Consider the following 23,745-nt stretch of genomic DNA (forward strand, 5'->3'; position numbering starts at 1 on the left):
ATGCCAACATTATTAGAATTAGCTTATGAAGCAGTAGATAGTAAGAAAGCAGAAGATATCGTAGTATTAAACATGGAGGGAATTTCACTAATTGCTGATCAATTCATCATTTGTCATGCAAACTCTGAAAGACAAGTACAAGCGATCGCGCGTGAAGTAGCAGATGCAGCTTCAAAAGAAGGCTATCCAGTGAAGCGTTTAGAAGGATTCGACGCAGGTCGTTGGATTTTAGTCGATCTTCTAGATGTAGTCGTTCATGTATTCCACAGAGATGAACGTGGATTCTATAACTTAGAAAAGTTATGGGGAGACGCACAGTTATTAAACGTTGAGGATGAAGTATGAGTTCTTCCTATTCAGCGTTCGCATCTATTTATGACGAACTAATGAATGATATCCCGTATGACGCCTATGTCGAGTTACTCGATTTGGCGTCTGCTGGCGTTTCAGGGAAAAAAGTATTGGATATTGGTTGCGGAACTGGCTTGCTGTCCGCCATGCTCGCAAAAAAAGGAGCACATGTCACCGGTATCGATCTTTCCGCTGATATGCTCGAAGTTGCTTCGCGTCGTGCAGAATCACTTTCTCTTGATATTACATTGATCGAGCAACCGATGCAGCGACTAGACGTAGAAGAGACATTTGATGCAGCTGTCATATCGATCGATTCCATAAACTATGTAATTAAACAAGCAGATGTCTTAGAAACATTCCGCCGCGTATATGAATCGCTTGCTACAGGTGGCGTGTTGCTATTTGATGTGCACTCGTTAGAGAAAATGGATGAAATCTTCCTTGAAGGTCCTTTTGTTTTCGATAATCAACGTATTTCATATATTTGGCAAACAGCTCCTGGTGACGAGACTCACTCTATTTATTCTGAGTTGGCGTTTTTCGTAAGACAGGAAGATGGTTCTTATCAGCGTTTTGACGAAGTACATATGCAACGAACATTTGCGATACCTGAATATGTTCAAATGCTTGAAGAAGTTGGATTTCATATTGAGCGTATTTTTGCAGATTGGGAAGATGAAGCACCTGAAGAAGAAAGTGAAAGAATATTCTTCCAAGTCCGGAAATAAGTCTTCCATAGTATTTCACAATCGGGTATAGTGAAGGGGACTCCATACGGTGCTGAAAGAAAGGATTGTTGTTTATCCGTTCATTCTTTACCGAAAAATGGCGTACATTGATCATTCCTATTGCAGCGTTCGCTGTACTTTCCACTGTTTGGTTCTTTCCCCGAGAACCGTCGGACCAACTTTCCGAAGAACGTGGACAATCCCTATTTGAACCAATTGAAACTACTGAAGAAAATAAAGAAGTGGAAGCACCGATCGAGTTAGTGGCTGAAGCGGTCTCCGTTGCTATTCTTGTAGATGTAAAAGGTGCTGTAAAACATCCCGGACTCTATTCGATGCAAGAAGGTGATCGCTTGCTTGATGCAGTCGACAAAGCAGGAGGTTACACGGAGGCCGCTGACACTAGGTTGTTGAACCATGCGCAAAGACTGCAGGATGAATCTGTCGTCTATGTACCGATCGCAGGAGAAGAACCACCGGTATATGAGCAACCAGCCGCGGCGTCAACTTCTTCGTCTGAAAGTTCCGCTTCGAAAGTAAATATCAATGCAGCGAATGAAAGTGAATTTCAAACGCTTCCTGGCATCGGTCCAGCAAAAGCTACGGCGATTGTACAATACCGTGAAGAGCATGGCGCTTTTTCGCAATTGGATGGAATAAAAAATGTGTCAGGCATTGGTGACAAGACATTTGAAAAATTAGAACCACTTATTATTCTTAATTGATGGAGGCAACCGTATGGAGCGAATTACTTGGGATCAGTTCTTCATGGCGCAAAGTCATTTGCTGGCGATGCGTAGCACGTGCACACGGCTCTCAGTGGGGTCCATTTTAGTACGTGATCAGCGTATTATTGCTGGCGGCTATAATGGTTCAATTTCGGGTGGAGACCATTGTATTGAACACGGCTGTTATGTCGTGGACAATCATTGCGTTCGAACGATACACTCAGAAATGAATGCATTACTACAATGTGCTAAATACGGCATACCGGTCGCAAAGGCAACTATTTATGTCACACACTTCCCGTGTTTACAATGTAGTAAAGCATTGATTCAGGCAGGTATTGAACGTGTTAAATACGCGGAAGATTACCGAAATAGCGAGTATGCACTCGAGTTGTTTGCGCAAGCGGGTGTCGAGATTGAAAAAGTGCCGTTTGACGAGCGATCTATTGACTTCGCCAGTGAAGAGAAATTTTCACTATTCAACGAAATGTTGACGAAAATGCAAGAGCTTGGCGCTGAACCTGAAGAACTAGATGCCCTTTTACAAAGGGTGAATCACTTATTTGGCAATTAATCCGATCGATACGATGGATGTATATAGCGATTCCTGTAGCGATTTCTGCGTTTGCAGCTGAGCTTTCAGGATCGCTTTTATTTTTAAATGTTTTATTCCTCATACCATTCTACTTTTTGCGCAAAGATTATCTACATCTAATTCTTTGCTCACTTCTTGCTAGTTTCTCTTTTTTCTATTTCTCCAGTCATTCTACAGCACTTCCTAACGATTCTGTCATGACATTTCAGTGGAAAGATCAAGTGAAGATCGATGGAGCTAAAGTGAAGGGTTTTGCTACATTACATGACGGTACAATTGTCTATATGATGTATACGCTAACTTCCGAACACGAAAAGAAACGCTTCCAAGCTGCGCGATTATCTACGTTTTTGTTCACAGCTGAAGTGGAGCCGAAAGAATTGGAACCGGCAGCCCATGACTATTCATTCGATATGGCACGCTATTTACGAATGAACGGTGCAGCGGGAATTCTAGAAGCCACGCGTATCACATCTAGTCAGCCCCTCACAACACTTCGAACGCGACTCTCGCATTACCGCTTTTCTATCAAACAACATATTCACGAGCACTTTCCGTCTTCACTTGTCACGGAAGCAGAGGCATTATTGATCGGAGACCGTTCTAGTATGGATCGACTCTTGCAGAAAGAATATCAAACGCTTGGGATCACGCATTTGTTTGCCATTTCTGGTTTGCATGTCGGACTGTTGACGTTTTTCATACGGGTAATCTTCTTGCGAGTTGGTTTTCGAAAAGAATGGGTGACCTACGGATTACTGGTGTTTTTGCCGACTTACGCATGTATTGCTGGCGGAGCACCTTCTGTCTGGCGTGCGGCCACTGTCACGATGATTGTATTACTTGCGGTTACAGGGAATTTGAGATTGCGCCTAGATGATGCACTGGCTATGAGCGCATTGTTCTTTATCGTGATGCAACCCCATATCGTATTCCAGCCTGGATTTCAGCTATCTTATTTAGCTGCATTCTCTTTATTGTATTCGTCCGCTATTTTAAGCCAGGCAAAAAATGGTTTCGTTGTATCTTTTCTTGTCACCGTCATTACTCAAGTCGCGCTTTATCCTATTTTGTTGTATCACTTCTTTGAGTTGTCGATTTCTTCTTTTATCGCGAATTTGTTCTATGTCCCTTTGTATTCCATATTTATTTTGCCAGCCAATTTATTACTGTTAGTTTGTACGTATACAATCCCTCCGCTAGCCAGTTTACTTTTTCACATGTATGAACCAATCAGACAATGGATAGCTAGCATGACCACTTGGTTTGCTTCATTTCCGTACCAAATGTGGACACCGGGACAGCCGGATGGAATAGGTTCTGCGCTTGCGGTTCTTGGGATCTTACTATTTCTAGTTTCTTTGGAACGAAGAAAATGTATTGCGCTAGGTGTCGCTGGCTTATTGTTACCGGCATTTTATTTGGAAATCAAACCGATACTACATCGGGACGCGATCGTTTCGTACGTCGACGTGGGACAAGGGGACAGTACGATTATCGAGATGCCTTTTAAAAAAGCAGTGTATATGATAGATACTGGTGGCGTTGTTCATTTTGGTGAAGCGAATTGGAAAACTCCTGAGCAGCCATTTGAAATTGGACGAAATATCGTTGTGCCGTACTTAAAAGCAAAAGGTATTACGAAAATCGACCGATTGATGATTTCTCATGCCGATCTTGATCATATGGAAGGTGCGGATGAAGTCATGGAAGAGTTACGCGTGAAGGAGATTCATATACCGCCTGGAAGCGAACAAGAGAAAGCGATGGAAGACGTGTTACGATTGGCCAATGAACAAAAAGTTCCAGTGCAACTCGTTGGGGAAGGCTTTAATTGGAATATAGGTGATTATCAGTTTCAATATGTAGCGCCTGAAGAACGTATGTATGACGGCAATGACAGTTCACTCATACTGGTCATGAAGAAGAATGATCTTCATTTCATCTTTCCTGGAGATTTGGAGAAAGAGGGAGAACAGCGATTTTTGCAAAGGTATCGCTCTGCAGATTTTCAACGTGTTGTGCTAAAAGCAGGTCATCATGGCAGCAAAACATCGAGTACAGAGCCTTTTATCAATTTCTTACAGCCCGAGTTTATTATTGTTTCGGCAGGAAGAAATAGTCGCTATGGACATCCGCATGCAGAAGTAGTGAATCGTTTCATTGAGCATGACATTCAGTTTTGGTCGACAGCGGAACAAGGAACTATTGAATTACGTGTAAAGGATGGTATGTATACGACCACATCTAGTCGCTAAAAACAAATAGACACATCCGCCAATTAGGTGGATGTGTCTACTTTATAAAACAGTTGATTAGCGAGCGACGATATCGATGATCGTAGCAACAACAAAAATTGCCGAAAAACCGATAAACGCAACTATAAAGCCGATGCCACTATCAATCGCGTCATTACGTTTGGATTGGACATCATGTTCAAATTCATTCATTGCTACACCTCCTAATTCCATACTAAGTATAGATGAAAGTGAAAGAAAAATCCATATAAATCGACGTTTTTAGGTGTTGCAATGTATGTTGACACAATTTGTTCATAGAGTAAGTGAATTATAAGTTAAAAGAGCGGAAACGCATATGGCCATTTCCGCTTCATTGATTCTAGTTAATAGTATCTGTCCTTTTCTGCTGTTTCGCGATGGTTTGGTGTCATCGGTTCTTGCTTCGGTGTCAAGTGACCAAGTTCGGCCAATTCCAAAGAGATTTCTTCTTTCTCCTCAGGTTTTGAATTTTTACGAGTATTTACTTCTAGACGCTTAGATTTTTTCATCAATAAACCTCCTTTACTCGCTAGTATGGAGAAATAATTGATTATCATGTATAGTTAGCACAGGTTTTTACATGCAAGTACTCGTTAACAGAGGTGAAGAAAGTGGTTACGAAAATTTGGAGTCAAATTGAAAAAGGCGATGTGCAACCAGTTTATTTACTGACTGGTACTGAGCAACATTTATTGGATGAAACGATAAAGAAATTGATCAAGGCAGTGCCCGGCATGACATCATCTGAAGTGAATCGCTTTGATTTGGAAGAGATACCTATCCAGGCAGTTCTTGAAGTAGCGAATGAATTTCCGTTTTTAGTCGATCATAAATTAATTGTCGCAAAAAACTGCTCGTTTTTGAAAGCAACCGATAATTCAAAAGAAAAACAGAACCATCAATTAGAATTGTTGGAAAAGTGGCTGGAAAATCCATCGCCTACCGCAACGGTAGTATTTGTGGCGCCATATGAAAAATTAGATGCACGAAAGAAAATTACGAAGAAAATTAAAAAGCATGCAGTTGTCGTAGAAGCTGTGGCTTTGCAAGGACAAGACTTATCTACGTGGATCATGCAACAAGGGAAAGATAAAGGGATTGCGTTTGATAAAAAGACAGCTGAATTCCTCATGGAGATGTCAGGAACTGATTTGCTGACTCTTTCTACTGAAGTGGACAAGCTAGCGGGATATTTGGCATTCAGTGGCACAGTCGACGTCGATATGATTGAACAATTGGTTGCTAGAACGCCCGAAATGGATGTATTCCGCCTGACGGATTCATTCGTTAATAACAAACGTGCGGAATCACTTGCTGTCTATCATGATTTATTGCGTAATGGTGAAGAGCCGATCATGATGGCGTCACTCATCGCAAGCCAAGTACGTTTAATGATCCATGTGACAAATCTCCGTAAAAAAGGCTATCAGCAACAACAGATCGCCACCACCCTTCATATCCATCCGTATCGCGTCAAGTTGATGATGCAACGAAAACTGCCGCCTTTACCAGTTTTATTAAAGGCGTTGGATGATTTGGCGACGATTGATTTGCAATTGAAAACCACGAGTGGCAATCGCCAGCGTAAACTAGAATTATTTTTAATGAATGGTCTATAAAAACGCAAAAAAAGACTGCCGTCACGAGGAGGCAGTCTTTTAACATGTCATTATTGAGCTTTTTTAGTTAGACGTGATTTTTGACGAGCAGCAGTGTTTTTTGGGATAAGACCTTTACGGGCAGCAGTATCCAATTGTTTCACAGCATTTCTCAAAAGTTCTTCAGCGTTCTCTTCTTTATTCGTAAGAGCCGCATCCGCTTTACGGATTGCAGTACGCATAGAAGCTTTAACGTGCGAGTTTGCTTCGTTAGCAGCAGCACTTTGTTTCACGCGTTTGATAGCACCTTTAATGTTTGGCATTTCATTCACCTCCAGCTTTCAGGTAAGGCAAGAGTGTTTCCACAATCATCCGGACATCTCTTTACAACAAGCATAATTTTAACAAAGCTCATGACAGATTGCAAGAAAAAAAGTAAAGTGATTCATCTTTACAGCAATCTATTCCTGAATAATCGCCGATTAATTGCACAAACTGGCTAGTAGAGGTGAAAAAAATGAGCGAAATCAACTACTATCGAACGGATTTAATTGATGAAAGTGATGAGTTTGTCAGGCATCAGACGGATCAAGAAGAAAAGAAATTGAAGGAAATGTCCGGAATACGTGTCGAAGAACAAACAATTGGTCGAATTAAAGCAACTACGGTAAAAGTGACAGCAGAAGGTGAGGAAGAAATCGGGAAAGCGAAAGGTACATATATTACGCTGACGATTCCGACACTTGCTGTTCACGAAATCGATGAGATTCAAATATTATGTGAACTTGTGGTTAAAAAAATGGACACCTTAATTAAAGAAAAAATACCGGGAGACGTAAAGAAAGTGTTATGTGTCGGTCTCGGTAACCGAGAAATTACGCCTGATGCTGTTGGGCCCGCTGTTATGGATTATGTGAAAGAAGTGATACCTGATTATTACGAAGCAGATGAAAGTGGTGTGATGGTTTATGCACCGGGGGTAACGATTCAGACGGGTTTAGAAACTGCTTCCTTCGTAAAAGCAATCGTGGATCAAAGTAAGCCGGATCTGTTACTCGTCGTCGATGCGCTTGCTGCGAGAAGTAGCGCAAGGCTTTGCCGTACGATTCAGCTAACAGATACGGGTATTCATCCGGGCTCAGGTGTAGGGAACAGCCGCAAAGAGTTATCAGAAAAAAGTCTCGGCATCCCCGTCATTGCGATAGGCGTGCCGACAGTAGTGGACGGCCCTGTACTTGTGGCGGATGCGATTGACACGATGTTTGGCTATATCGCAACGAAAATTGAAGAGGATAGTATGCCTTCGTCTAAACTCTCAACGGGTCGTTTTCCTCAACGCATCACAAAAGAGGCAGATCGCACAGCGCTTGGACCTATATTCGGTGATTGGTCATCATGGACGCATGAAGAACGAATTAAATTATTTGAAGAAGTACTGACCAATCAGGAATTGTCGACATTTATATCGCCAAAAGAAATTGATTCGTGGGTAGCGAACTATGCCACGGCATTGTCTTCTTCATTAATTAGTTGGATTCATAAAGTAAATACGTGAACTAGTCATTGACCTTTTTTCTTCTGCATATTGTGGAAGATGGAGGGATTACTATGAAAAAAACTTTGCAAATCTGGATGAGCGTTATTTTTGTATTGTTCATCTTCCCTGTCGTACTGCAGTACATTCCTAAACAGCCGACCATCCCCACCGCCCTCTCGTTAAAGGAACCAAGCACAATAGTTTACGCATCCAATGTATTGGAAGAGGATATTCGTCCTAAAGTGAAAGGTAATGTTTTAATTTATTCGACTCATTCACATGAAGCGTATGAACCGATTACGAAAGCAGCGGATGGTAAAGTTGCAGTGTCTCATCATTCGGAGAATATAATAAAAGTGGGCGCGCGGCTAAAAGAGAATTTAATATCACATGGTCTTGGGGCAGAACAACTCGATATCGATATTGTGAAAATTATGCAACAAAAGAAGATACCGTATCATCGCTCGTATGCTGCGATCAGGCCGTATGTGGAAAAGAAGGTTAACGAACAATCTTATGATTTAGTCATCGACATGCACAGGGATTCGCTCGGTCCTTCTAAAACGACCATAACTCACGCTGGTCAACGCTATGCAAAAGTGGCATTTGTCATTGGAAGAGACCACCCGTATTACGAACGGAATTTGGCCAAAGCGAAGCAATTGAAAAGTGAAATGGAAAAAATAGTGCCGGGTATCACGCGAGAGATCATCATCAAAGGTGGCCGTGGAGTAGACGGTAAATACAATCAAGATTTAAATACAAGCATCATTTTGATCGAAATGGGTGGCGTAGGTAATACTGAAATGGAAATCAATCAAACGATATCTGTCGTTGGTGAATCTATTTCCGCTATGATGATCGTGCAATAATCTTTCAAATATTGAAGTCTGAACCGTTCACTGCTATAATTCAAGTAGCTTAAATAGGTACGTACATGTAGGAGTGAACAGTGATGAATCAAGAGCAGAGAGCAGCACGTCAAAAAAACATCCGAAATTTTTCTATCATCGCCCATATCGACCATGGAAAGTCCACGCTGGCTGATAGGATTTTAGAAAAAACGGAAATAGTGAAAACACGTAATATGAAATCGCAATCATTGGATTCGATGGACCTGGAACGTGAACGCGGGATTACCATTAAATTGAATGCCGTTCAATTGGTATATACGGCAAAGAATGGTGAAGACTACACGTTTCACTTGATCGACACACCAGGACACGTCGATTTCACATATGAAGTATCGAGAAGTTTGGCAGCTTGTGAAGGCGCTATTTTGGTTGTAGACGCTGCACAAGGTATCGAAGCCCAAACATTGGCGAACGTCTACTTGGCGCTAGATAATGATTTGGAAATCTTACCTGTCATTAATAAAATCGATTTACCGGCAGCTGATCCGGAACGTGTAAAAAAAGAAATTGAAGAAGTTATCGGATTGGATGCTTCAGAAGCGGTTTTAGCTTCAGCAAAAGCTGGAATTGGCATTGAAGAAATTCTGGAGCAAATCGTAGAAAAAGTGCCAGCGCCTGAAGGAGATCCTGAAGCGCCATTAAAAGCGTTGATTTTCGACTCCCATTACGATCAGTATAAAGGCGTTATCGTCAATATCCGAATTGTTCAAGGGAAAGTAAAGCCAGGCGATAAAATTCGTATGATGGCTACAGGTAAAGAATTTGAAGTGCTTGAAACAGGAGTCTTTACTCCGACAATTTCTCCTCGCGATGAATTGACTGTAGGGGACGTAGGTTTCTTGTCTGCTTCTATTAAAACGGTAGGGGATACACAAGTCGGAGATACCATTACACTTGCCAATGACCCTGCAGATGAAGCATTACCAGGTTATCGTCGTATGAATCCGATGGTGTTCTGCGGATTGTACCCAATCGATACGTCTAAATACAACGATTTGCGTGAAGCGCTTGAAAAGCTAGAACTGAATGACTCTGCACTTGAATATGAGCCAGAGACATCCCAAGCACTAGGATTCGGTTACCGCTGTGGGTTCCTCGGCCTATTGCACATGGAAATTATTCAGGAACGGATCGAACGTGAATTCAATATCGATTTGATCACAACAGCGCCAAGTGTTATATATAAAGTAAACTTAACGGATGGTTCAACGATGAATGTGGATAATCCATCGATGATGCCTTCTGCACAAAAAGTAGATTTCGTAGAAGAACCATATGTTAAAGCGTCTGTCATGGTGCCAAATGATTATGTAGGTGCTGTCATGGAACTATGTCAACGTAAGCGTGGAGATTTCATTACAATGGATTATATGGACAGCACACGTGTCAATATCATCTATGAACTGCCATTGGCGGAAATTGTCTATGATTTCTTTGACCAATTGAAATCCAGCACAAAAGGCTATGCTTCGTTGGATTATGAATTAATTGGCTATAAGCGTTCGAAACTCGTGAAGATGGATATTCTGTTGAACGGTGAAAATGTCGATGCACTGAGCTTTATTGTGCACAATGACTTCAGCTACGAGCGCGGAAAAGCAATCGTTGAAAAACTGAAGTCGTTAATTCCAAGACAACAGTTCGAAGTTCCTGTTCAAGCAGCGATTGGTCAAAAAATCGTTGCGCGTTCTACTATTAAATCAATGGGTAAAAACGTTTTAGCAAAATGTTACGGTGGAGATATTTCCCGTAAACGTAAATTGCTTGATAAGCAAAAAGAAGGTAAGAAAAAAATGAAACAAGTCGGCTCGGTGGAAGTTCCACAAGAAGCGTTCATGGCTGTTTTGAAGATGGATGAAGATTAATTGAACTCAGCAAAAAGGGGGCAAATCGCCCTCTTTTTGCCGTTTACATACTCATATAAAGGATGTGACAGCATGCGGGGAGTGTATATCCATATACCGTTTTGCCAGCAAATTTGTCATTACTGTGATTTTAATAAAGTGTTTTTGAAAAACCAGCCGGTCGATCGATATATCGAAGCGATTGGTAAAGAGTTTTATTATATGAAAGAAGCCGGCCATTCATTTGAAGAAGTGGAAACGGTATTCTTAGGTGGTGGCACGCCAACAGCGCTTAGCGTCGAACAACTTGACCGGTTACTGACGATTGTTTCACAGTACATAGATGTGACAACGTTAAAAGAATTCACAACCGAAGCAAATCCTGACGACCTGTCAGAAGGACAACTATCTATTTTGAAAGAAAAAGGTGTCAATCGTTTATCAATCGGCGTTCAAACTTTCAATGAACGATTACTGAAGCAAATCGGACGCACGCATTCCAACGAAGACGTGGAACGTGTCATTGCGGCTGCACGTAGTGTCGGTTTCGAGAATATCAGTATCGATTTAATGTACAGCTTACCGACGCAGACTGTAAGCGAATGGGAAGAGACGCTCGATCGGGCATTGGCGCTTGATTTGCCGCATTACTCCGCCTATTCATTAATTGTTGAACCAAAAACGGTATTTTACAATCGAATGGTTAAAGGGAAATTACCGTTGCCTGGAGAAGATGTCGAAGCTGAAATGTTTGAGATGGTCATTGAACGCATGAATGCAGCAGGCAGGGAACAATATGAAATCAGCAACTTCGCAAAACCTGAATATCCTTCGTTTCATAACTTGATTTATTGGGAAAACTCCCAATATGCAGGTATTGGTGCAGGTGCTCACGGCTATCTCGGCAAAGAACGCTATTCAAACGTTGGTCCGTTAATGCACTATATCGACCACTTAGAAGAAGGCAAGTTACCTCGCAAGGACGTTCATGAAGTGACACTGGCAGAATCAATGGAAGAAGAAATGTTCCTTGGTTTGCGAATAGTTGAAGGAGTTTCTATGCAGGAATTCCAGAAGAAATTCAACCGACCGATCAAAGAAGTATTCGGTAAACCGATTGAAAAACTGCAACAACAAGGGCTGCTTCACATCGATGGTGATCTTCTACGCCTGACACGAAAAGGTGTTTTTCTAGGGAATACAGTGTTTCAAGAATTTTTATTAGGTGATTGAGTTTGATTCGTTGACATATAAAATAGAATTTGATAAATTATAAAGTAGTATTAGCACTCGCAGTTAATGAGTGCTAACAGGAGTGATGATCATGTTGACAAACAGACAATTGCTCATACTACAATTGACAGTGAAAGATTTTATTGAGTCTGCTCAACCTGTTGGTTCCAGACAACTGTCAAAGAAACCGGAAGCGCCATTTAGTTCGGCAACCATTCGGAATGACATGGCGGATCTGGAAGATATGGGTTATCTAGAAAAGACTCACACATCATCTGGAAGAGTGCCTTCAGAAAAAGGCTATAGGTTCTTTGTGGATCATTTATTACAGCCACAAGCCCTAGGTCTTGAAGACAGCTTGCAGTTGCGTACAGTGTTTCAGGAAAAAGTCGGAGAGTCTGAGGAATTGATACGGAAGTCCGCAACGATTTTATCGGACTTGACGAATTATACGTCCATTCTACTTGGACCTGATACTTCTACGCATGCCGTCAAGAAATTCTCTATAGTTCCACTTGATCAACAGCGAGCAGTGGCAATTATCGTAACAGATAATGGACATGTGGAAAATCGGATTTTCGATGTACCACCTGGCCTCACTGCTTCGGAAATTGAGAAGACGGTAAATATTTTAAATGAACGCCTAATCGGCACATCGCTTGTGCAGTTGCAGAAAAAATTGCAGCTCGAGGCGAAACATGTATTTGAACAGCATATTCACCAAGCTGAGCAACTATTCAGCTCGCTGCAGCAAGCAATGGCAGTGGAGCCTGAAGAGCAATTGTATTTCGGCGGGAAATTGAATATGTGGAAACAACCGGAATTTCACGATTTCCAAAAGATGCAATCATTTTTTGAATTGATAGAGAAAGGCAATCCTGCCATGGGGCTTTTCAAAAATAACGAGCAAGGTATACAAGTTCGTATCGGTTCAGAAAACAACGTGATTGAAATGGAAGACTACAGCGTGATCACTTCCACATACTCGGCAGGAGAGAATATGGAAGGTTCCATCGCAATTATCGGTCCGAAGCGTATGGATTACGGAAGAGTCATTACATTGCTAGACATACTTAGCAGTGATCTATCTTCTGCACTACATCGGTTAACCATCGGGCAAGACGGGAACGGGAGGCAAGACACGTGAAAGAAAACGAAAAGTTTGAAGAGCATCTAGATGAAAATCTTTCCGAAGATGAGCAAGAGCTTACTGAAGCGTCAGATCAGCCAGAGGTTGAAGAAGTCGTGGAAGTACTCACTACAGAACAAGAACTTGAGAAAAAAATAGATGAATTAACGAAAGCTCTTGAAGAAGAAGAGGGTAAGAAATTACGCGTATTGGCGGATATGGAAAACGTCAAAAGACGAGCTGCACTAGACTATCAAACGTTGCAAACATACCGTGCACAAAACGTAATGGTGAATATTTTGCCTGTACTGGATAACTTCGAACGTGCACTTGCGGTTGAAGCAAAAGAAGAAGAGACGAAGGCCCTCTTAACAGGGATGGAAATGGTCTATCGTTCATTAGTAGAAGCGTTAAAATCTGACGGACTCGAAGAAATTGAAGCACTTGATCAAGAATTCGATCCAAACTTCCATCAGGCAGTGATGACAGGCAATGAAGAAGAGAAAGATTCTGGAATTGTTTTGGAAGAACTGCAAAAAGGATATAAACTTAAAGAGCGTGTACTTCGACCATCCATGGTTAAAGTAAACGAATAAAAAAACTAATTTTTTCACATTATAGGAGGAAAATCAAAAATGAGTAAAATTATTGGTATTGACTTAGGAACAACAAACTCAGTAGTCGCAGTATATGAAGGCGGAGAAGCGAAAGTAATTCCGAATCCTGAAGGTAACAGAACGTCACCATCCGTTGTCGCATTCAAAAACGGAGAAAGACAAGTTGGGGAAGTAGCTAAACGTCAATCGATCACAAACCCGAACACAATTATGTCTGTTAAAAGACATATGGGTACGGACTTTAAAGTAGAAGTAGACGGCAAAGAATATTCTCCACAAGAAGTTTCAGCTATGATCCTTCAATACATGAAAGGCTACGCTGAAGAATACTTGGGCGAAAAAGTAACGAAGGCTGTTGTTACAGTGCCTGCGTACTTTAACGATGCGCAGCGTCAAGCAACAAAAGATGCTGGTACAATTGCGGGTCTTGAAGTAGAGCGAATCATCAACGAGCCAACAGCAGCTGCACTTGCTTACGGTTTGGATAAGACAGAAGAAGATCAAACAATTCTAGTATATGACCTAGGTGGCGGTACGTTTGACGTATCTATCCTTGAACTAGGTGACGGAGTATTCCAAGTACGTTCAACAGCAGGTGACAATAAACTTGGTGGAGACGACTTCGATGATATTATTATGGATTACTTAGTACAAGAATTCCGTAAAGAAAACTCCATTGATCTTTCTAAAGATAAAATGGCTATGCAACGTCTGAAAGATGCAGCTGAAAAAGCGAAGAAAGATTTGTCAGGTGTAACATCTACTTCAATCTCTCTTCCGTTCATTACAGCTGGAGAAGCAGGACCTCTACACATGGAAATCACTTTAACTCGCGGTAAATTCGATGAGTTGACAGCGGACTTAGTAGAACGTTCTATGATTCCGACTCGCCAAGCGCTTAAAGACGCAGATCTTTCAGCAGCTGAAATCGATCGCGTAATCTTAGTTGGTGGATCTACACGTATTCCAGCAGTACAAGAAGCAATCAAAAAAGTAACAGGTAAAGAGCCATTCAAAGGCGTAAACCCTGATGAAGTAGTAGCAATGGGTGCAGCAGTTCAAGGTTCTATCCTTACTGGAGACGTTAAAGACGTAGTACTTCTTGACGTAACGCCTCTATCACTAGGTATCGAAACGATGGGCTCTGTTTTCACTAAGCTAATCGACCGCAACACGACAATCCCTACAAGCAAATCACAAGTGTTCTCTACAGCGGCAGACAACCAGCCAGCAGTAGATATCCACGTATTGCAAGGTGAGCGTCCGATGGCGACTGACAATAAAACATTAGGTCGTTTCCAATTGACGGATATTCCACCAGCACCACGTGGCGTTCCACAAATCGAAGTAACATTCGATATCGACAAAAACGGTATTGTAAATGTTAAAGCGAAAGATATGGGTACACAAAAAGAACAAAACATCACGATCCAGTCTAGTTCAGGCCTTTCTGATGAAGAGATCGATCAAATGGTTAAAGACGCAGAAGCTCACGCTGAAGATGATAAGAAGCGTAAAGAAGAAGCGGAACTTCGCAACGAAGCAGATCAGTTAGTATTCATGGCTGAAAAGACACTTAAAGACCTAGAAGGTAAAGTGGATGAAGCAGAAGTGAAAGAAGCTGAAGCGGCATTGGAAGAATTGAAAGCTGCTAATGAATCTGGAGATCTTGAAGAAATTCGTACGAAGAAAGAAAAACTTGACGAATTAGTACAAGCTCTATCTGTAAAACTATATGAGCAAGCTGCTGCAGAAGCACAAGCTGCACAAGGTGATGCACAACCAGGCCAAGAAGATGATGGTGTAGTGGACGCAGATTTCGAAGAAGTAGAAGACGACAAAGACACTAAATAAGTAATTCGAAATAGCTATTGACGGAAAAGTCAAAGTCCGAAATTCCGGCTTTGACTTTTTCGTTTGTTAACTTAACAAAATTCGATATCAACGTGTTACAATGGACAACAGGTAAAATGCGATGAGGGGTGCAATGAATGAGTAAACGAGATTACTATGATGTGCTAGGCGTTTCTAAATCTGCAACGAAAGAAGAAATCCGCAAAGCATATCGTACACTTTCTAAAAAGTTCCATCCGGACTTGAACAAAGAAGCGGATGCAGAATTGAAATTCAAAGAGGTAACAGAAGCATTTGAAGTATTAAGCGACGAGAATAAGAGAGCCGAATACGATCAATTCGGACATAATGGACCAGGTGCCGGATTTGGTGGATTCGGTGGCGGTGGTGGAGATGGCTTCGGTTTCGAAGATATTTTCAGCACGTTCTTCGGCGGTAGTGCAAGAAGAAGAGATCCAAATGCCCCACAAAAAGGTAATGACTTGCAATATACGATGACAGTCGACTTCATGGACGCTATTTTTGGTAAAGAAACTGAAATTGATATTCCACGTGAAGAAGAATGTGATACATGTGACGGTACAGGTGCTAAAAAAGGCACAAGCGTCAAAACATGTACGGAATGTAATGGATCGGGCGAGATTTCATTTGCTCAAAACACGCCATTCGGTCAAGTGGTCAATCGCAGAACATGTCCTACATGTCAGGGAACAGGTAAAATCATTCCAGAAAAATGTGAAACATGCCGAGGTAAAGGCCGCGTAACGAAAAACAAAGTCATTAAAGTAACCATTCCTGCTGGTGTAGACCAAGGCCAACGACTGCGTGTAGGCGGTCAAGGTGAAGCGGGTATAAATGGAGGACCTCCTGGAGACTTATATATCGTCTTTAATGTACGTCCACATAAACGTTTCATTCGTGAAGAAGATGATATTATCCTGGAATTGAACTTGACGTTCCCACAAGCATCACTCGGAGACGAGCTCGAAGTTCAAACAGTACACGGCAAAGTAAAGTTGAAAATTCCGGCAGGTACACAAAACGGTACGACATTCCGCCTTCGAGGCAAAGGAGTTCCGAACGTACACGGTCACGGTACAGGCGATCAACATGTCATCATCAAAGTAACAACACCGAAGAAGATGACAGAGCGACAAAAAGAATTATTGCGTGAGTTCGCATCAATCGAAGGGGAATCACCAGATGAGTATTCCAGCTCATTCTTCGATAAAATTAAACGCACTTTTAAAGGTGAATGAAAGGATGACTAGCTGTGAAATGGTCTGAAGTTTCCGTCCACACGACGCATGAAGCAACTGAGGCAGTCGCAAATATCTTGCATGAAGCAGGAGCGAGCGGAGTTGTCATTGAGGACTCTGAAGAATTTGATAAAGAGCGAGTGGATCAATTTGGCGAAATATATGCACTCGATAAAGATGATTTTCCTAACGAAGGAGTCATCATCAAAGCGTATTTGCCTGTCACTAGTTTCATCAACGAAACAGTTGAAAACCTTGAACTGGAAATAGAAGGCCTTCGTCAGTTTTCATTAAATCCTGGTCGCTTTACTATTGGCATTACAGAAGTAGATGAAGAAGATTGGGCCAACTCATGGAAACAATACTTCCATCCTGTGAAAATATCAAAGCGGTTCACGATTGTCCCTACATGGGAAGAGTATACCCCAGTGGAATCGGATGAATTGATCATTGAACTAGATCCCGGTATGGCTTTTGGAACAGGTACACACCCTACTACAGTCCTTTGTTTGCAAGCTCTCGAAAAGTATCTTGAACCTAACCAGACAATTGTCGATGTAGGAACTGGTTCGGGCGTGCTTGCGATTGGTGCTGCTTTACTTGGTGCCAAACACATTACAGCACTTGACCTAGATGAAGTAGCTGTTCGCGCTGCAGAAGAAAATGTTACGTATAACCATGTCGATGATCGCATTACGGTTTTGAAGGGTAATCTTCTCGATTCAATCGAAGAGCCACCGGACTTAATTATCGCGAATATTTTAGCGGACGTTATCATGTCGTTTTCTCAAGATGCCTATCAACTTGTCAAACCAGGGGGCTTATTCATCACGTCGGGGATCATTGGAGCCAAACGCGATGAAGTGCGTAATGATCTAATCGCACAAGGTTTTGAGATTTTGGAAACGGTTCTCATGGAAGACTGGGTAGTCATCATCGCGCGCAAAGGTAGTGAATAATCATGCAACGCTATTTTCTAAATCATCCATTTGATGAACAAGGTCGAGTTGAGATTGGCGGAGATGATTATAAGCATATCGTCAAAGTCATGCGTATGACGCCAGGTCAGGAAGTAGTGACGGTTTATGATGGCGTTGCTTCTATTGCGATCATAGATAGCATGAGTGAAGATGCGGTGATCGTTTCTCAAAAGAAACAACTAGACAAAGACAATGAGTTGCCGATTTCCGTAACGATTGCCTGCGGTTTACCTAAAGGCGATAAGCTCGACTTAATTACACAAAAGAGCACCGAGCTCGGTATGAGTCAGTTGATTCCTTTTGCTGCGAGCCGATCTATCGTTAAATGGGACGCAAAAAAAGTTGATAAGCGCATAGATCGTTTGCAAAAAATTGCCAAGGAAGCTGCTGAGCAATGTCATCGTAATCATGTGCCAGAGATTTTATCTGTCCAGAGCATCAAGCAACTGATCACGTATACGGATTCTTTTGATGTCAAAATGTTTGCGGATGAAGAAGATGCGAAAAGTGATGTGCCGCATAAGATTGCGGACCGTCTCAAAAACGTGTATCATGGACAATCGATAGTAGTTGTTTTTGGTCCGGAAGGCGGATTGGCGCGTGAAGAAGCCGATTTACTGCAACAAGCCGGCTTCCTTCCGGTGTCGCTTGGACCTAGAATCCTGCGTACGGAAACAGCTCCTTTGTATGTATTGTCCGCTATGTCTTATGAATTTGAATGAAAGAAGTGAACAACTTATGTCTTCAGTTGCTTTTCATACACTAGGCTGCAAAGTGAATCACTACGAAACAGAAGCTATTTGGCAATTGTTTCAAGAAGCAGGTTATGAAAGAGTAGAGTTTGATAAGAATTCTGATGTCTATGTTATTAATACATGTACCGTTACAAACACCGGTGATAAGAAGAGCCGACAAGTAATTCGTCGCGCTATCCGGAAAAATCCGGACGCAGTCATTTGTGTAACAGGTTGTTACGCCCAAACATCTCCGGCAGAAATTATGGCAATTCCCGGTGTGGATATTGTCGTAGGTACACAAGATCGTTCTAAATTGCTTGGATTGATCGAACAGTTCCGTGAAGAGCGCCAGCCGATCAACGCGGTACGAAATATTATGAAAAACCGAGTCTATGAAGAACTTGATGTGCCTTCGTTTACAGACCGTACACGGGCTTCATTGAAAATTCAGGAAGGGTGTAATAACTTCTGTACGTTCTGTATCATTCCGTGGGCTAGGGGATTAATGCGCTCACGTGATCCGGAAGAAGTTATCCGCCAAGCACAGCAACTTGTCGATGCGGGTTACCTCGAAATTGTGTTAACAGGTATTCACACAGGTGGTTACGGTGAAGATTTAAAAGACTATAATTTAGCTCGTCTGTTACGTGATTTGGAAACGCAGGTAAAAGGATTGAAACGTCTTCGTATCAGTTCGATTGAAGCGAGCCAATTAACAGATGAAGTCATCGATGTGTTGCGTAATTCCAACATTGTCGTACGTCACTTGCATATCCCGATTCAATCGGGTTCGGATACTGTACTGAAACGCATGCGTCGTAAATATACGATGGAATTCTTCTCAGATCGTTTAAAGCGTCTGAATGAAGCACTGCCTGACCTTGCAATTACTTCAGACGTCATCGTAGGTTTCCCAGGTGAGACGGAAGAAGAATTTATGGAAACGTATAACTTTATTCGCGACCATAAGTTTTCTGAACTCCACGTGTTCCCTTATTCGAAGAGAACAGGCACGCCTGCTGCACGTATGGAAGATCAGGTAGACGAGAATGTGAAAAATGAGCGCGTTCATCGCTTAATTACATTGAACGACCAATTAGCGAAAAATTATGCCGCTCGTTTTGAAGGCGAAGTGCTAGAAGTCATTCCTGAAGAGCGCTATAAACTAGATAGTGACGACAATCTATACGTAGGCTATACAGATAATTACTTAAAAGTAGTGATGCCAGCAGATGAAACGATGATTGGAAAAATCATTAAAGTGAAAATCACGAAAGCCGGCTATCCTTACAATGAAGGTCAACCTGTACGTGTCCTTACAGAAGAAAAAATATCGATGTAAAAAGATCACCTGTAATGGGTGGTCTTTTTCGTGCAACGAATTGAAAGCTTTGATATACTGAAAAAAACGATGTGCAAAAGGAGCGCTTTCATTGACTACAAATTATGCCGCTTATATTGATCATACGTTGTTAAAGGCAGAAGCGACGAAACAGCAAATACTGGATTTATGTGAAGAAGCGAAAAAGTATTCATTTGCTTCAGTGTGCATTAATCCGACGTGGGTAAGGACAGCTGCAGAAGCTTTACAAGGTACCGAAGTAAAAGTGTGTACAGTCATCGGTTTCCCGCTAGGTGCAAACACGCCTGAAGTAAAAGCTTTCGAGGCGAAAGACGCGATTGCTAACGGTGCAACAGAAGTAGATATGGTCATCAATATCGGTGCGCTTCAAAGTGGGTTACTTGAACAGGTGCGAAAAGATATTGAAGCGGTTGTAGAAGCAGCAAAAGATCAAGCACTTGTAAAAGTGATCATCGAAACATCATTGCTGGATGATATTCAAAAGCGTTCAGCTTGTGAACTTGCTGTACTCGCAGGAGCAGATTTCGTCAAAACATCTACTGGATTCTCAACTGGCGGTGCGACACCTGAAGACGTAAAATTGATGCGTTCTGTTGTGGGGCCGGCAATTGGTGTAAAAGCAAGTGGTGGAGTACGTAGCGCAGAAGACGTGGATCGCATGATCAAATCAGGTGCTACACGCATCGGGGCAAGTTCGGGTGTTTCCATCGTGCAAGGTCTGTCATCATCTGCTGACTATTGATTATCTAGAAAAAAATCTGGATTTTTTCATGATATTCTAATAGTTTTTATTGACCAATCAGAAAATATGCGTTATAATTTTCTAGTACATAGCAAAGTGCTATGTTCGAAGTGTGTGTTTGGAGGGAGGGACAAGAGATATGACTAAAACAGTCGTTCGCAAAAATGAATCACTTGAAGACGCTCTTCGCCGCTTCAAAAAGACCGTATCCAAGAGTGGTACAATGCAAGAAAGTAGAAAGCGCGAATTCTATGATAAGCCAAGTGTGAAACGTAAAAAGAAATCAGAAGCTGCTCGTAAGCGCAAGTTCTAATTTCTGCCTACATTGAATTTTGACAATAACTACTAATGTAATTTCTTATAAACCGAAGATCCTTCACTGGATCTTCGGTTTATTTTATTGTCTGGAATTTCAAAGTAGTTCTGAATAAAGTATTTAAAGAAGGCTAGTATAGAGAATTAGTGCTTAGGTGAGAATTAGTATATAGGACGTAGATGGTGAAGGTTTAAGAGTGTTTGGGTAGGGATTTATGCTTCGGAGGAGACGTTTGTCTTATGGGCGAGCGGTGAACCACACCCCTAGTGCAAAGATGTGCTCCTAACGCTTCGCTTTTACTCGCAAAAGCCGTTCTTCGTTACGGCTCTTCCCGCTGGCTCACCGCGGGCCCATGGGAAAAAGCGTCCCCCAACTGGAGCTTGCATCCCCTCACAAACGCTAATTCACCTCCCAACTTTCATAACTTTCAACACAACTTCAATAATTATGCTCATGAATGTCCATATATAATCCATATACTAACAAGCCATGACGCAACGAAAGAAAAACTTTTATTTAATTGCAATTAAATGAAACCAAATGCTTCTTCAAACGTAAATAGTAAGTATAATAGGCAGTAGAGAGAGGTGAGAACATAATGTCTAAAATGATTAGGTCCGTTTTTCTGCTCATTTTATTCATCGGTACAATCGCATTGCCTTTTATACACTCAGACGCAGCTGAAACAAAAGTATATCAAGTACCCCTTCATCAAGAAGTAGAAAAGGGGCTGCATGCCTTCCTACAGCGTTCATTTAAAGAAGCTAAGGCAGAAGGTGCAGAGACGATTGTGCTGGATATAGACACTCCTGGAGGCTTTGTAGATGCTGCCGATCAAATCGCAAAGCTGATGAAAACAACTGACGATGTCAAAATCGTCGCGTTCATCAACGATCGCGCGCTATCCGCAGGTGCGTTTCTTGCACTTTATGCAGATGAAATCTACATGACGCCAAACGGTTCCATCGGGGCTGCACAAGTCATTGACGGTTCTGGAAATGCAGCAGAGACGAAAGCCAATAGTTACTGGTTGGCACAAATGAAAAATGCCGCGAAGCACAATGGCCGTGATCCGCAATATGCATTGGCGATGGCAAATCCTGAAATTGATCTGCCGGACTTACGTGCACAAAAAGGCGAACTTCTGACACTCACTGCTGACGAAGCTGAAAAGGTAGGGTACAGTGAAGGGACAGTAGCTTCATTTGACGAGTTACTGAAGAAGCTGGACTTGGAAGATGCGCAAGTCATCTCTACAGCGGAAACGTTTACAGAGAAAATGGCTCGATTCATCACCAACCCAGTCGTTGTACCGATTTTACTTTCCGTTGCGAGTCTCGGACTGATTGTAGAATTATATTCACCAGGCTTTGGTGTGCCGGGGAGCATGGGGCTTACAGCTCTATTCTTATTCTTCTACGGACACACAGTAGCAGGTCTAGCAGGTTATGAGACATTGTTATTGTTCGTGCTCGGCGTAGCACTTATTATTGCCGAATTTTTTGTTGCAGGAGGGATAGCTGGTATCTTCGGGGTCTTGGCTATCATAGGAAGTATTTTACTGGCAGGCACAAACTTGGCATTCATGGCAGTTTCGGTGCTAATTGCGATAGCCGTAGCATTGATAGGAGCGGTGGTTATTATGAAATTCTTCGGTAAAAAACTCCATCTATTGAATAAAATCATTTTAATGGATACGATGGATACGGAAAGCGGTTACGTTTCCAATAAAAATCGTAATGAGTTATTGCAGAAGGTAGCAACAACGATTACTCCACTTTATCCATCTGGCGTCGCTGAAGTAGATGGTGAACGCATCGATGTAGTATCAGAAGGTCGTTACATCGCAAGTGGTAAAGAGGTCGTAATTGTAGCGGTAGAAGGCTTTAGAATTGTAGTAAGAGAGAAGAAAGAGGAGGAACAAGGCTTATGATGGGACTAGGAACAATCGGACTGGTAGCAGCGGTCTTTATTATCATCATCGTACTGGCGATATTCTTTACATTCGTTCCAGTAACGCTCTGGATTTCCGCTATTGCGGCAGGCGTTCGTGTAAGTATCTTCACATTAATCGGTATGCGTTTACGCCGAGTAATTCCAAGCAGAGTAGTTAATCCGTTGATCAAAGCACATAAAGCGGGTCTGACAGTGTCAATCAACCAGCTGGAAAGTCATTACTTAGCTGGTGGTAACGTAGACCGCGTTGTCAATGCGTTAATCGCTGCGCAACGTGCGAATATCGAGTTGTCGTTCGAAAGAGCACAAGCAATCGACTTAGCGGGACGTGACGTATTAGAAGCGGTTCAAATGTCCGTTAACCCGAAAGTGATCGAAACACCATTTATCGCAGGTGTTGCGATGAACGGTATTGAAGTAAAAGCAAAAGCGCGTATTACAGTTCGTGCAAACATCGACCGTCTCGTCGGTGGTGCGGGTGAAGAAACAGTTGTTGCCCGTGTTGGTGAAGGTATCGTATCAACAATCGGTTCTTCGATCAGTCACGCGAAAGTACTAGAAAATCCAGATTTGATTTCCCAAACAGTTCTGAAAAAAGGATTGGACTCAGGTACAGCTTTTGAAATTCTTTCGATTGATATTGCTGACGTGGATATCGGTAAAAACATCGGTGCGGAACTTCAGACTGAACAAGCAATGGCAGATAAAAACATTGCACAGGCAAAAGCGGAAGAACGTCGCGCAATGGCTGTTGCTAATGAGCAAGAGATGAAGGCAAAAACTCAGGAGATGCGCTCGAAAGTTGTGGGTGCAGAAGCTGAAGTACCTTTAGCTATGGCTGAAGCTTTACGTTCAGGAAATATTGGAATTATGGATTATATGAATTACAAAAATATCCAAGCAGATACAAGCATGCGGGATTCAATCAGCAAAACAGGTTCGGATCAACAACCAAAGAAAGATCAATAATAACAAGATGAAT

The 23,745-nt window shown here is 42.0% G+C and carries 24 protein-coding genes; 21 read left to right on the forward strand and 3 right to left on the reverse strand.

Going from position 1 to position 23,745, the window contains the following annotated elements; all coding sequences use genetic code 11:
• The 5 genes from rsfS (at window position 1) to CSV76_RS11495 (ending at window position 4,663) form a co-directional block, all read left to right on the forward strand.
• The gene (gene rsfS / locus CSV76_RS11475) at window positions 1-345 is read left to right on the forward strand and encodes a ribosome silencing factor (RefSeq protein WP_085428898.1); all 345 of its coding nucleotides are present in this window, start codon (window positions 1-3) and stop codon (window positions 343-345) included.
• Window positions 342-1,082, forward strand: coding sequence for a class I SAM-dependent DNA methyltransferase (locus CSV76_RS11480; RefSeq protein ID WP_099625673.1), 741 nt, complete (start codon window positions 342-344; stop codon window positions 1,080-1,082). Before rsfS ends, CSV76_RS11480 begins: the two co-directional genes overlap by 4 nt.
• 68 nt (window positions 1,083-1,150) lie before the next feature.
• Window positions 1,151-1,807 carry a helix-hairpin-helix domain-containing protein gene (locus CSV76_RS11485; RefSeq protein WP_232319558.1) on the forward strand — a complete coding sequence of 219 codons (657 nt, stop codon included), beginning with the start codon at window positions 1,151-1,153 and terminating at the stop codon, window positions 1,805-1,807.
• 13 nt (window positions 1,808-1,820) lie between these two features.
• On the forward strand, window positions 1,821-2,384 hold the full coding sequence (locus CSV76_RS11490) for a ComE operon protein 2 (RefSeq protein WP_085428900.1): 564 nt from the start codon (window positions 1,821-1,823) through the stop codon (window positions 2,382-2,384).
• A gap of 218 nt (window positions 2,385-2,602) precedes the next feature.
• Window positions 2,603-4,663, forward strand: coding sequence for a DNA internalization-related competence protein ComEC/Rec2 (locus CSV76_RS11495; protein WP_158232795.1), 2,061 nt, complete (start codon window positions 2,603-2,605; stop codon window positions 4,661-4,663).
• A 57-nt stretch (window positions 4,664-4,720) separates the two neighbouring features.
• On the opposite strand, the gene CSV76_RS11500 is transcribed toward CSV76_RS11495, so the two are convergent.
• Both CSV76_RS11500 and CSV76_RS17340 read right to left on the reverse strand, forming a co-directional pair.
• Window positions 4,721-4,855, reverse strand: a complete 135-nt coding sequence (locus CSV76_RS11500; protein ID WP_085428902.1) for a YqzM family protein — start codon at window positions 4,853-4,855, stop codon at window positions 4,721-4,723.
• Window positions 4,856-5,028: 173 nt separating this feature from the next.
• Window positions 5,029-5,193, reverse strand: a complete 165-nt coding sequence (locus CSV76_RS17340) for a hypothetical protein (protein WP_158232796.1) — start codon at window positions 5,191-5,193, stop codon at window positions 5,029-5,031.
• A 102-nt stretch (window positions 5,194-5,295) separates the two neighbouring features.
• Between CSV76_RS17340 and holA the strand changes: the two genes are divergently transcribed.
• Window positions 5,296-6,303, forward strand: a complete 1,008-nt coding sequence (holA, locus tag CSV76_RS11505; RefSeq protein ID WP_085428903.1) for a DNA polymerase III subunit delta — start codon at window positions 5,296-5,298, stop codon at window positions 6,301-6,303.
• 50 nt (window positions 6,304-6,353) lie between these two features.
• Here holA and rpsT read toward each other — a convergent pair whose 3' ends face one another.
• Complete coding sequence (gene rpsT / locus CSV76_RS11510; RefSeq protein ID WP_085428904.1) at window positions 6,354-6,605, reverse strand: 30S ribosomal protein S20; 252 nt, start codon at window positions 6,603-6,605, stop codon at window positions 6,354-6,356.
• A gap of 194 nt (window positions 6,606-6,799) precedes the next feature.
• Here rpsT and gpr point away from each other — a divergent pair, with 194 nt between their 5' ends.
• The 15 genes from gpr (at window position 6,800) to floA (ending at window position 23,732) form a co-directional block, all read left to right on the forward strand.
• The gene (gene gpr / locus CSV76_RS11515; protein ID WP_099625675.1) at window positions 6,800-7,837 is read left to right on the forward strand and encodes a GPR endopeptidase; all 1,038 of its coding nucleotides are present in this window, start codon (window positions 6,800-6,802) and stop codon (window positions 7,835-7,837) included.
• Between the two features lie 53 nt (window positions 7,838-7,890).
• On the forward strand, window positions 7,891-8,691 hold the full coding sequence (gene spoIIP / locus CSV76_RS11520; RefSeq protein WP_232319560.1) for a stage II sporulation protein P: 801 nt from the start codon (window positions 7,891-7,893) through the stop codon (window positions 8,689-8,691).
• 83 nt (window positions 8,692-8,774) lie between these two features.
• The gene (gene lepA / locus CSV76_RS11525; RefSeq protein WP_085428906.1) at window positions 8,775-10,598 is read left to right on the forward strand and encodes a translation elongation factor 4; all 1,824 of its coding nucleotides are present in this window, start codon (window positions 8,775-8,777) and stop codon (window positions 10,596-10,598) included.
• A gap of 72 nt (window positions 10,599-10,670) precedes the next feature.
• Window positions 10,671-11,810: a radical SAM family heme chaperone HemW gene (hemW, locus tag CSV76_RS11530; protein ID WP_099625676.1), complete on the forward strand. Its 1,140-nt coding sequence runs from the start codon at window positions 10,671-10,673 to the stop codon at window positions 11,808-11,810.
• A 91-nt stretch (window positions 11,811-11,901) separates the two neighbouring features.
• The gene (gene hrcA / locus CSV76_RS11535; protein ID WP_085428908.1) at window positions 11,902-12,957 is read left to right on the forward strand and encodes a heat-inducible transcriptional repressor HrcA; all 1,056 of its coding nucleotides are present in this window, start codon (window positions 11,902-11,904) and stop codon (window positions 12,955-12,957) included.
• Entirely contained in the window at window positions 12,954-13,535 is a 582-nt protein-coding gene (grpE, locus tag CSV76_RS11540; RefSeq protein ID WP_085428909.1) for a nucleotide exchange factor GrpE, read from the forward strand. Before hrcA ends, grpE begins: the two co-directional genes overlap by 4 nt.
• A gap of 39 nt (window positions 13,536-13,574) precedes the next feature.
• Entirely contained in the window at window positions 13,575-15,410 is a 1,836-nt protein-coding gene (dnaK, locus tag CSV76_RS11545; protein ID WP_085428910.1) for a molecular chaperone DnaK, read from the forward strand.
• 137 nt (window positions 15,411-15,547) lie between these two features.
• The gene (gene dnaJ, locus CSV76_RS11550) at window positions 15,548-16,669 is read left to right on the forward strand and encodes a molecular chaperone DnaJ (RefSeq protein ID WP_085428911.1); all 1,122 of its coding nucleotides are present in this window, start codon (window positions 15,548-15,550) and stop codon (window positions 16,667-16,669) included.
• Window positions 16,670-16,683: 14 nt separating this feature from the next.
• Window positions 16,684-17,628: a 50S ribosomal protein L11 methyltransferase gene (gene prmA, locus CSV76_RS11555; RefSeq protein ID WP_099625677.1), complete on the forward strand. Its 945-nt coding sequence runs from the start codon at window positions 16,684-16,686 to the stop codon at window positions 17,626-17,628.
• A gap of 2 nt (window positions 17,629-17,630) precedes the next feature.
• Entirely contained in the window at window positions 17,631-18,371 is a 741-nt protein-coding gene (locus tag CSV76_RS11560) for a 16S rRNA (uracil(1498)-N(3))-methyltransferase (RefSeq protein WP_099625678.1), read from the forward strand.
• A gap of 16 nt (window positions 18,372-18,387) precedes the next feature.
• Window positions 18,388-19,728: a tRNA (N(6)-L-threonylcarbamoyladenosine(37)-C(2))-methylthiotransferase MtaB gene (gene mtaB / locus CSV76_RS11565; protein ID WP_099625679.1), complete on the forward strand. Its 1,341-nt coding sequence runs from the start codon at window positions 18,388-18,390 to the stop codon at window positions 19,726-19,728.
• A gap of 91 nt (window positions 19,729-19,819) precedes the next feature.
• A complete protein-coding gene (gene deoC, locus CSV76_RS11570) occupies window positions 19,820-20,491 on the forward strand; it encodes a deoxyribose-phosphate aldolase (RefSeq protein ID WP_099625680.1) in 672 nt (223 codons plus the stop codon).
• A gap of 139 nt (window positions 20,492-20,630) precedes the next feature.
• The gene (gene rpsU / locus CSV76_RS11575; protein ID WP_085428916.1) at window positions 20,631-20,804 is read left to right on the forward strand and encodes a 30S ribosomal protein S21; all 174 of its coding nucleotides are present in this window, start codon (window positions 20,631-20,633) and stop codon (window positions 20,802-20,804) included.
• 601 nt (window positions 20,805-21,405) lie between these two features.
• A complete protein-coding gene (locus CSV76_RS11580; protein WP_085428917.1) occupies window positions 21,406-22,740 on the forward strand; it encodes an NfeD family protein in 1,335 nt (444 codons plus the stop codon).
• Entirely contained in the window at window positions 22,740-23,732 is a 993-nt protein-coding gene (gene floA / locus CSV76_RS11585; protein ID WP_085429123.1) for a flotillin-like protein FloA, read from the forward strand. The genes CSV76_RS11580 and floA overlap by 1 nt, the downstream gene beginning before the upstream one ends.
• Window positions 23,733-23,745 lie beyond the last annotated feature (13 nt).

Origin of the sequence: Sporosarcina sp. P17b (assembly GCF_002743115.1) — a bacterium.
GTDB classification, from domain to species: Bacteria; Bacillota; Bacilli; order Bacillales_A; family Planococcaceae; genus Sporosarcina; species Sporosarcina ureae_C.

Coding starts and splice junctions, on each gene's coding strand:
- rsfS (WP_085428898.1), top strand. CDS start 1: ATGCCAACATTATTAGAATTAGCTTATGAAGCAGTAGATAGTAAGAAA.
- CSV76_RS11480 (WP_099625673.1), top strand. CDS start 342: ATGAGTTCTTCCTATTCAGCGTTCGCATCTATTTATGACGAACTAATG.
- CSV76_RS11490 (WP_085428900.1), top strand. CDS start 1,821: ATGGAGCGAATTACTTGGGATCAGTTCTTCATGGCGCAAAGTCATTTG.
- CSV76_RS11495 (WP_158232795.1), top strand. CDS start 2,603: ATGACATTTCAGTGGAAAGATCAAGTGAAGATCGATGGAGCTAAAGTG.
- CSV76_RS11500 (WP_085428902.1), bottom strand. CDS start 4,855: ATGAATGAATTTGAACATGATGTCCAATCCAAACGTAATGACGCGATT.
- CSV76_RS17340 (WP_158232796.1), bottom strand. CDS start 5,193: ATGAAAAAATCTAAGCGTCTAGAAGTAAATACTCGTAAAAATTCAAAA.
- rpsT (WP_085428904.1), bottom strand. CDS start 6,605: ATGCCAAACATTAAAGGTGCTATCAAACGCGTGAAACAAAGTGCTGCT.
- gpr (WP_099625675.1), top strand. CDS start 6,800: ATGAGCGAAATCAACTACTATCGAACGGATTTAATTGATGAAAGTGAT.
- spoIIP (WP_232319560.1), top strand. CDS start 7,891: ATGAAAAAAACTTTGCAAATCTGGATGAGCGTTATTTTTGTATTGTTC.
- lepA (WP_085428906.1), top strand. CDS start 8,775: ATGAATCAAGAGCAGAGAGCAGCACGTCAAAAAAACATCCGAAATTTT.
- hemW (WP_099625676.1), top strand. CDS start 10,671: ATGCGGGGAGTGTATATCCATATACCGTTTTGCCAGCAAATTTGTCAT.
- hrcA (WP_085428908.1), top strand. CDS start 11,902: ATGTTGACAAACAGACAATTGCTCATACTACAATTGACAGTGAAAGAT.
- dnaK (WP_085428910.1), top strand. CDS start 13,575: ATGAGTAAAATTATTGGTATTGACTTAGGAACAACAAACTCAGTAGTC.
- dnaJ (WP_085428911.1), top strand. CDS start 15,548: ATGAGTAAACGAGATTACTATGATGTGCTAGGCGTTTCTAAATCTGCA.
- CSV76_RS11560 (WP_099625678.1), top strand. CDS start 17,631: ATGCAACGCTATTTTCTAAATCATCCATTTGATGAACAAGGTCGAGTT.
- mtaB (WP_099625679.1), top strand. CDS start 18,388: ATGTCTTCAGTTGCTTTTCATACACTAGGCTGCAAAGTGAATCACTAC.
- rpsU (WP_085428916.1), top strand. CDS start 20,631: ATGACTAAAACAGTCGTTCGCAAAAATGAATCACTTGAAGACGCTCTT.
- CSV76_RS11580 (WP_085428917.1), top strand. CDS start 21,406: ATGTCTAAAATGATTAGGTCCGTTTTTCTGCTCATTTTATTCATCGGT.
- floA (WP_085429123.1), top strand. CDS start 22,740: ATGGGACTAGGAACAATCGGACTGGTAGCAGCGGTCTTTATTATCATC.